The sequence below is a fragment of the Cohnella thermotolerans DSM 17683 genome (assembly GCF_000429825.1).
GTDB classification, from domain to species: Bacteria; Bacillota; Bacilli; order Paenibacillales; family Paenibacillaceae; genus Cohnella; species Cohnella thermotolerans.
In genome coordinates this window covers 21,897-30,628 of the sequence record NZ_KE386967.1, presented here as the reverse complement: position 1 = coordinate 30,628, position 8,732 = coordinate 21,897, and the positions used below count along the sequence as shown (strand labels likewise).

Here is an 8,732-nt window from a genome sequence, read left to right as displayed (position 1 = left end):
TTTAAGACGTTTCAATCCACGCTCCCGCGCGGGGAGCGACAGCATAGCTGGGAAGCCTTGATTTGTAAGGCTTCAACCGCCTTTTTTCGCGAACCCCTAATTTACCTCATGAAACCCGATGAGTTTTAAGTCTCAAAAACCCGAAAACCCAGACGCAGCAAGAGGTGCGAACCTCCCGGGAAAATCATGTGAGCTTAGGGTTCGCGCAAAAAGCAGGATAACCTCTCTAATCATAGCACAATTACCTAAACGCATGACGAACAGGATGGATCAAAATAAAAATTATCGAACCGGCAGGATTTTACTTGAAGCATGGAGAAAAAACACGATTATAAGACAATTATACTTGTAAGATAGAAGGGCATATTTGGTTATTTTCTATCACATAGTTCGGAAGGAGTGGAACAACTGTTTTACGCTCATCGAACGGATTCGGACGATAAAACCCAGTGGCAGCCTCTAAAGACTCACTTGGAAGCCGTAGCGCAACGGGCGGGGGAGTTCGCCTCCAAGTTCGGAGCGAGAGAGTGGGGAGCCGCTGCCGGGCTGCTTCACGACTTCGGGAAGTTTTCCGCCAAGTTTCAAAAACGTTTGGAAGGATCTCCGATTCCTGTTGATCATGCAACAGCAGGCGCTCAATATGTGATCGAAACCTGGAACAACAAAACGGCGAGAATTCTGGCCTATGTCATTGCCGGCCATCATGCGGGATTAACGGATTTCGGATCGGATTCGGGGGACGAGGCATGCTTGGCCCGAAGATTGAAAAAAGCCATAGAGCCCTACAAAGAATCAGCTATCGCCGTTATGGGCAATGCCGCCGGCTTGACGCTTCCTCCGCCGATTCAATGGGGCGGCAATCCGGGTCTTCAACTTTCGATGTTCATTCGGATGCTGTTCTCTTGCTTGGTGGATGCGGATTCTCTCGACTCTGAGCAATATGCCGAGAAGAGTAGAACCGAGCTGCGAAGACACGATGCGGACTTTTCGGAACTATTGGAGAAATACGAGACTTACGTTTTGAAGCGTTTTACGACAGCCGATCGCCCGATAAATGCTATCCGAAATAATCTGCGATTGGAATGCTTGGAAAGGGCTGAAGACGACCGAGGGATGTATACGCTAACCCTCCCAACCGGCAGCGGCAAGACGTTGGCTTCGCTTGGATTCGCTTTAAAACACGCCGTAAGACATGGATTAAAACGCATTATCTACGTTATCCCTTACACATCCATTATTGAACAGAACGCAGCGATTTTCCGGGAAGTGCTGGGAGCCGAGTACGTTTTGGAGCACCACTCGAATGTTCAGCATGAAATGACTGAAGATTCGGACGTTGGATATAAGTTGAAAGAAAAGCTGCTGCTGGCCGAAGAAAACTGGGATTACCCGGTGATTGTCACGACGAACGTGCAATTTTTCGAGTCGTTGTTCTCCAATCGAAGATCGCGCACTCGCAAGCTTCACAATCTGGCCCAAAGCGTCGTTGTCGTCGACGAGGCGCAGCTGATGAACGGAGATTTTTTCAAACCGTGCTTGTTGGCATTGGAAGAGTTGGTCCGGAACTACGGAGCGACGGTCGTTCTCAGCACGGCAACGCAGCCAAACTTGGCCGAGTTGATTCGCGGTGCCGTTCAACGCCCGCTTCCTATACGGGACATGGTGCGGCGGGTTCCGGAGATATTCGAGCAGTTCAAACGGGTGCGGCTTGACAGGTTGGGAAAGACGGATGAAGATCGGCTTGCAGAGCGGCTAAGCGGAGACCGGCAGGCGCTTTGCGTGGTGAATACAAGAAGGTCGGCAAGGGAGCTTTATGAGAGAGTCGTAGCTCGAATGGGTGCCGACGGCGTTTTCCATCTAAGCGCACGGATGTGTCCGAAGCACCGCCTTCAAATACTGGGCATCATTCGGGATCGCCTCGATAACGGACTGCCGTGTGTGCTGATTAGCACCCAGTTGGTTGAGTGCGGAGTGGATGTCGATTTTCCGGTCGTCTATCGGGAACTGGCGGGGCTCGATTCCATTGCTCAGGCAGCCGGTCGCTGCAACCGCAACGGGAATCGGGCAATCGGAACGGTGCATGTGTTCGAGACGGAGGCAACCGACAAATTAAAAGGGTGGTTTCAGTTAACCGCCGGAATTGCACGTTCGATTATAGAACGACACCCGGACGATCCTCTGTCTTTGAAGGCGGTAGACGAATATTTTCAAGAACTCTATTTCTACCAAAAGCTTGGGGGCAAGACGGATTCCGGCGATTTGACGGATAAACACAATATTCTGGGGCAATTGAACGAACGGAAATTATCCGATTGCGACCTGCCTTTCCGAACAATCGCCGAGCAATTTCGACTCATCGATACAGCGGCGAAATCACTCATCGTTCCTTATGATGATGAGGCGGAAGAATACTTGGAAGCTTTGCTTTTCGTTCCCAAGATTAACGGCATTATGCGCAAGCTTCAGCCTTATGTGGTGCAGTTATATCCACAGGAGTTCGAAGCTTTCCGCCAGGCGGGCGAGATCGTAGAGGTGCGGGCAGATGTGTTCAAACTCGCCAATAAGCAAACCTGGTACGACGATCAGGTGGGGATCAAGCCTTTTTCGGAGGAGCATCATTTGGCGGAAGTTTTGATTGGTTAGATGAAGGAGGGCAACTCACATGGGCTACGGTATCCGCCTTAGAGTATGGGGCGATTATGCGTGCTTCACGCGGCCGGAGATGAAAGTGGAGCGGGTCAGCTACGATGTGATGACGCCGTCGGCGGCCAGGGGCATCCTGGAGAGCATTCATTGGAAGCCCGCCATTCGGTGGGTGGTGGATCGCATTCACGTGCTGAACGAGATTCGCTTCGATAACATCCGCCGGAATGAAATCGAGAATAAAATTCCCGTCTCGGCGATCAAAGCTGCAATGAACGGGAAGGAAGCGGCGCTTGCACAGGTGGTGACGGAAGAGCGGCAGCAGCGTGCGACCCTGCTGTTGAAGAACCCGGATTACGTGATCGAGGCGCATTTCAAGATGACCGGCGTTCGCGGCGAGGCGGATACGCCCGAGAAGCATTACAACATTTTCTTGCGACGCGCCCGTCAGGGTCAATGCTTCCATCGCCCCTATTTGGGCTGTCGGGAATTCGCCGCTCATTTCGCTTTAATCGAAGACGGCGATCCGCTCCCCTCCTCTTTCTATGGAAACCATCCGGATCGCGATTTGGGCTGGATGCTGCATGACATCGATTTCGGGGACGGCATGACTCCCCGTTTCTTTCGGGCGACGATGAGGGGCGGCATCGTTCAGGTGCCCCCGTGGAATTAAAGGGGGGAGTCGAAGGTGATCGTACAATCGTTGTACCAACGCTATCTCGATCTGTCAGCCGATCCTTCGTCCGGGGTGAGTCCGCTCTATTTCAGCTCCGGGAAAATCTCTTACGTACTGGAGCTTGAGGCGGATGGAAGCGTGGCGGCGTTCCGCGATGTGCGTGATTATTCGGGCAAGAAGCCAGTTCCGCTCTTGATGAATGTACCTGAGCAGGCATCCCGTTCAAGCGGGATTACCCCCTACTTTCTGACTGACAAAGCGGAATATGCAATCGGATACTACACCCTGTCGGCGAAAGAGTCGGACACGGCCAAAAAGTTCTCCGACGCCTGCAAGAAGCATGAAGCGTTTAAATCGCTGGCTCTTCAGGTGATGACAGGCGTTGAGGATGCGGCTGTGAAAGCGCTGATTGCTTTTTTCGATCGGTGGGATGTTGCGAATGTGCGCGACCAGCCGCTGCTGCAGCCTTACATGGGCGACCTGGACAAAGGAATCGACACCAACATTGCTTTTAAATTGCGCGGCCAACATGCTTTGGTGCATGAGCTGGATTCGGTACGTTCAGCCTGGATTCGTTACCGGCAGCAGCAAGACAGCGTGCCGGAATTTGAAGCGCAATGCTTGATTACAGGGGAGACGAACGTTCCCATTGCCAAAACCCACAGCAAAATCAAAGGCGTTCGCGGAGCCCAGCAAGCGGGCGCTTCGCTCGTCTCTTTCAACTTTCGTTCCGCCGAATCCTACGGTAAGGACAGCCAGCAAAGCTACAACTCACCGGTGGGCAAGACGGCTATGTTCGGCTACACCACGGCGCTGAATCATCTGCTTGCCTCCTCCGGAAACCGTATGCTCATGGGAGATATGACGGTCGTTTTCTGGTCGGGCAGCAGAGAAGACGCCGAGGAAGTGGAAGCTTTCTTTGCCGGAGCCGTCAATCCCAACGCTAATGCTGCAGTCGAGGACAAATCGCTTACCGCCCAACTCAAAGATGCGATAAAGCGGATTCGCGATGGGAAAAGCCTGACGCCCAACATGGTTCCGCACGGAGATACGCCCTTTTACGTGCTTGGGCTTTCTCCGAACAATGCCCGTTTGTCGGTACGCTTTTTCTGGCAAGGGAATCTGGCAGACATGGTGGAAAAGCTGGGCATGCATGCGGCCGACTTCTCCATAGCTTCCGGGGATGGCCGGCGGGAAGATCAACTAAGCAGCTATCGAATTCTCGAAGAAACCAGGCGAGTAGGCAGCGACGGGCAAAAAGTCGGGGACGAGCCTCCGGCTCGTCTTGGCGGAGAATTGTTCCGTTCGATAATCTTGGGCACGGCTTACCCGCACTCGCTCTATACAGGCGTTTTAAACCGGGTCCGCGCGGACGGCATCGTCAATCCTCTGCGCGCTTCGATCATTAAAGCATACCTGGTCCGATATTGCCGGATTCATAAAGTCGATTCCTATAAGGAGGCTTTAACCATGAGTTTGAATCCCGATACAAAAGAACCCGCTTATCGGCTGGGGCGGCTGTTTGCCGTATTGGAGCGGGCGCAGCAAGAGGCGGCGGGAGGGCCGGGACGGTTGAACGCGACCATCAAGGACCGGTATTTCAACGCCGCAGCTTCCAATCCTGCAAGCGTCTTTCCGATACTAATCAAGCTGTCCCAGCACCATATGACCAAGTCGAACTTCGGTCACTTCCGCGATAAGGAGATGCAAGAGATTTTCGACGGCGTGGAGGGGTTTCCGGCTCATTTGGATTTGCAACGGCAGGGTTTATTCATCCTAGGGTACTATCATCAGAAGCAATATTATTCCGCCCAAAGGCAAGCGGCTGCCGAGGCCAGAAACGAAGCGGCCGCAGCAGGAGCGACGGAGATTCAACCGTAATCGTTAGACGATAACCATTCGATGAGGAGAGATGAACGATGTCCATGACCGAAGAGAGCTTGAAAACCGTTGTTACCGGCACCGAGGCGTTGTCCGGAAGGATCGATTTCTCGTTGTTCTTTGAAGTGACGAACGGCAACCCGAACGGCGATCCCGACGCCGGCAATATGCCGAGGATCGATCCCGAGACGGGTCACGGCATCGTAACGGACGTTGCGCTGAAGCGCAAGGTGCGCAATTATGTTGAGCTGACGCGAGAGGGAGAGGAAGGCTTCAATATCTATGTCACCGAGGGCGGCGTGTTGAACGAGCAGCATCGCAAGGCTTATCGGGCGATTCGCCCCGCCGATGCCGACAGCAAAGAGCTGAAGCCAAAAGATGCCGCAGAAGCGCAAGATTTGACCCGCTGGATGTGCGCCAACTTCTTCGATATCCGGACGTTCGGCGCCGTAATGACGACGAAGGTGAATGCCGGCCAGGTGCGCGGTCCGGTTCAATTTACGTTTGCCCGCAGCATCGACCCTATTTTCTCGCAGGAAGTCACGATCACTCGCCAAGCGGTCACGCAAGAAGGCGCCGAGAAGGACCGGGAGATGGGGCGCAAACATGTCGTGCCGTATGCCTTGTATCGAATGGACGGCTACATCTCGGCTTATCTGGCCGCCAAAACCGGCTTTTCCGAGAAAGATCTGTCGGTGCTTTGGGAAGCGCTGCTAAATCTGTTCGAACATGATCGCTCGGCCTCCCGCGGACAGATGGCGGTTCGCAAGCTGGTTGCGTTCGAGCACTCTTCGGCTCTTGGGCATGCGCCGGCCCATGTGTTGCTGGAGAGAGTTAAGGTCGTAAAGAACACGGATGCGCCAGCCCGTTCCTTCGGGGACTATGACTTTCAAATCGACCGTGAAGGACTGCCGGAAGGCGTCGTACTGACGGAGCGGGGATGAGCGGGAGCGCCGGCTTCGGACGGACGGGATACGAAGAGGACGAACTGCTGATGATCTCCGGCATGCAGCACTATGCCTTTTGCAGAAGACAATGGGGACTGATTCATCTGGAACAGCAATGGGCAGAAAACGTGCTGACCTATGAGGGAAGACAGTTGCATCGCCGGGCTGACGATCCATACTTCACGGAACTTAGAGGGGATGTGCTCGTATCCAGAGCCATGCCCCTCGTGTCATATCGTCTGGGGCTGTATGGAGTTGCGGATGTCGTGGAGTTCCATGCCGTTGTCGATTCCGCGGCAAACAAAACAAGGCTTGCCGGTCGACGGGGCTGGTGGTTGCCGTATCCGGTCGAGTATAAACGGGGAAACCGCAAACCGGACGATTGCGATGAAGTTCAGCTCTGCGCACAGGCGATTGCTCTGGAGGAAATGCTGAACGTATCGGTCCCTGAAGGGGCTTTATTTTACGGGGAAAGGGAACGGCGAGTCACGATACGTTTCGATTTAGGTTTGCGGACGAGGGTGCAGGAACTTGCTGAGCAGATGCATCGGGATTTCGCAAGCGGCGTTACGGCTTCCGCGAGGTATGAACCCAAATGCGGCAGCTGTTCGTTGCTTGCCGTTTGCAAGCCGAAGATGAAGACAAAATCGGCAGTCAAGTATTTGAGCGACTACCTGCATGGCGAACTCGATTAAGACAGGGGGAGGGGCATGCGCAAGCTGCTGAATACGCTGTATGTGACGACTCCCGACAGCTATCTATCCAGGGACGGCGAGAGTGTCGTCGTACGATTCGAGGACAAGGAGAAGTTTCGAATTCCCATTCACAACCTGGAGAGCATTGTTACGTTCGGTTATACAGGGGCAAGTCCGGCGCTCATGCACCTCTGTATGGAACGAGGGGTATCTTTGTCTTTTTTGCAGGAAAGCGGACGCTATATGGGAAGCGTCGTTGGCAGCGTTCGCGGCAACGTGTTGCTTCGTCGCAGACAGTACCGGATGGCAGACGGGAATGAAGCCCTTCATCTGGCCAGCCGGTTCATTGTGGCGAAAATTGCCAACGCAAGGACGGTTCTGAGCCGAGGCCTTCGGGATCACGGAGAGACGATCGTCTCGGAGAAGGTTTCGAGGGAGATGGATTTTCTAAAACGTTACATGCGGCGCGTGCTGTCTTCTTCATCTTTAGAGGATGTTAGGGGAGTCGAGGGGGAAGCGGCTCGCCGCTACTTCGGGGCATTGGACGAGCTGATCTTGACGGACAAGGAGCATTTTTTCCTCAGAGGACGGAATCGCCGTCCGCCGCTCGATCGGATGAACGCGATGCTGTCCTACTTGTATTCACTGTTACGGGTCGATGTTCAGGCGGCGCTGGAAACGGTCGGACTGGACCCGGCAGTCGGGTTCCTACATCGCGATCGGCCGGGACGGCCGAGCTTGGCGCTGGATTTGATGGAGGAGCTGCGGTGTTACATGGCGGATCGGCTCGTGCTGTCGTTAGTAAACCGTAAACAGGTGGAACCAAAGCAGTTTGTTGTGAAGGAAAATGGAGCGGTTTTGCTGAAACCGGAACTTAAAAGAGAGATTATTTCTGCTTGGCAGAAACGCAAGCAGGAAGAGATCAAGCATCCTTTTCTCGGGGAGAAAATTCCGCTAGGACTGCTTCCGTACGCTCAGTCGTTATTATTGGCGAGGTACATACGCGGCGATCTGGACGATTATCCGCCGTTCTTGTGGAAGTAATGGAGGTGGCGGGCGATGATGGTACTTGTAACTTACGACGTCGAGACGACGACTTCGGCAGGCAGAAGACGCTTGCGCCAAGTGGCCAAGTATTGCATGAGCTACGGTCAACGAGTGCAAAACTCGGTGTTCGAATGTCTGGTCGATCCGTTGCAGTTTAAGTTGTTGAAGGCTAAGTTGGAAGAGACGATCGATCCGGAAAAGGACAGCCTTCGTTATTACATGTTGGGCAGCAATTGGAAAAGGCGAGTCGAGCATGTGGGGGCAAAGGTAAGTTACGATCCGGAGGGATTGTTGCTTCTGTAAGAGGAAGCGGTTCAATGTCAAAGAGAGTGGTGCGAACCCGAAGCTCACATGGATTTCCGGGGAGGTTCGCACTCCTTGCTACGCTGGGGCTTTCGGGTATTTCGGAAGGAAAAGCGCTTTATGGAAGAGGCAGAAATGATAGGTTCGCGAAAAACATGCTGAAAACCCTTGATACTAAAGGCTTTATCGGCTATGCTGTCGCTCCCCGCGCGGGAGCGCGGATTGAAACCGCTCGACCTGATGAATGTTCTGTTGGAATTGTACGGTCGCTCCCCGCGCGGGAGCGCGGATTGAAACTGGACGACCAGGAGTGTATGCCGGAAATCATGAGTCGCTCCCCGCGCGGGAGCGCGGATTGAAACTTCCTTGATCCGGATCAGGTCGGTTCGTCCGGCAGGTCGCTCCCCGCGCGGGAGCGCGGATTGAAACAGGCTTGCTGATCTTGATCCGTCCAAGAATGTTCCCGGGTCGCTCCCCGCGCGGGAGCGCGGATTGAAACAGGTTGGCGTCATGTATCACGTTTCGTTCCTTGTTCAAGTC

The 8,732-nt window shown here is 53.8% G+C and carries 7 protein-coding genes and 1 CRISPR repeat array (1 of these 8 only partly in view); all 7 genes read left to right on the top strand.

The genetic code is table 11. The features are described from left to right. Positions 1-399: 399 nt before the first annotated feature. The 7 genes from G485_RS0124240 to cas2 are packed head-to-tail and all read left to right on the top strand — an operon-like array spanning position 400 to position 8,192. Positions 400-2,643: a CRISPR-associated helicase/endonuclease Cas3 gene (locus G485_RS0124240; RefSeq protein WP_051318559.1), complete on the top strand. Its 2,244-nt coding sequence runs from the start codon at positions 400-402 to the stop codon at positions 2,641-2,643. Positions 2,644-2,662: 19 nt separating this feature from the next. Next, a complete protein-coding gene (cas5c, locus tag G485_RS0124235; RefSeq protein ID WP_027094673.1) occupies positions 2,663-3,316 on the top strand; it encodes a type I-C CRISPR-associated protein Cas5c in 654 nt (217 codons plus the stop codon). 15 nt (positions 3,317-3,331) lie between these two features. Next, positions 3,332-5,200, top strand: a complete 1,869-nt coding sequence (gene cas8c / locus G485_RS28115) for a type I-C CRISPR-associated protein Cas8c/Csd1 (protein ID WP_051318558.1) — start codon at positions 3,332-3,334, stop codon at positions 5,198-5,200. Between the two features lie 38 nt (positions 5,201-5,238). After that, positions 5,239-6,144: a type I-C CRISPR-associated protein Cas7/Csd2 gene (gene cas7c, locus G485_RS0124225; RefSeq protein ID WP_051318557.1), complete on the top strand. Its 906-nt coding sequence runs from the start codon at positions 5,239-5,241 to the stop codon at positions 6,142-6,144. Next, positions 6,141-6,842, top strand: coding sequence for a CRISPR-associated protein Cas4 (gene cas4, locus G485_RS0124220; protein ID WP_051318556.1), 702 nt, complete (start codon positions 6,141-6,143; stop codon positions 6,840-6,842). Before cas7c ends, cas4 begins: the two co-directional genes overlap by 4 nt. 15 nt (positions 6,843-6,857) lie before the next feature. Then, on the top strand, positions 6,858-7,886 hold the full coding sequence (gene cas1c / locus G485_RS0124215; RefSeq protein ID WP_027094670.1) for a type I-C CRISPR-associated endonuclease Cas1c: 1,029 nt from the start codon (positions 6,858-6,860) through the stop codon (positions 7,884-7,886). A 15-nt stretch (positions 7,887-7,901) separates the two neighbouring features. Further along, on the top strand, positions 7,902-8,192 hold the full coding sequence (cas2, locus tag G485_RS0124210) for a CRISPR-associated endonuclease Cas2 (RefSeq protein WP_027094669.1): 291 nt from the start codon (positions 7,902-7,904) through the stop codon (positions 8,190-8,192). Positions 8,193-8,389: 197 nt separating this feature from the next. Beyond that, positions 8,390-8,732: direct repeats of the CRISPR family, unit length 32 nt; unit sequence GTCGCTCCCCGCGCGGGAGCGCGGATTGAAAC; it runs 29 nt beyond the window's last position.

Coding starts and splice junctions, on each gene's coding strand:
- cas4 (WP_051318556.1), top strand. CDS start 6,141: ATGAGCGGGAGCGCCGGCTTCGGACGGACGGGATACGAAGAGGACGAA.
- cas1c (WP_027094670.1), top strand. CDS start 6,858: ATGCGCAAGCTGCTGAATACGCTGTATGTGACGACTCCCGACAGCTAT.
- cas5c (WP_027094673.1), top strand. CDS start 2,663: ATGGGCTACGGTATCCGCCTTAGAGTATGGGGCGATTATGCGTGCTTC.
- cas2 (WP_027094669.1), top strand. CDS start 7,902: ATGATGGTACTTGTAACTTACGACGTCGAGACGACGACTTCGGCAGGC.
- cas7c (WP_051318557.1), top strand. CDS start 5,239: ATGTCCATGACCGAAGAGAGCTTGAAAACCGTTGTTACCGGCACCGAG.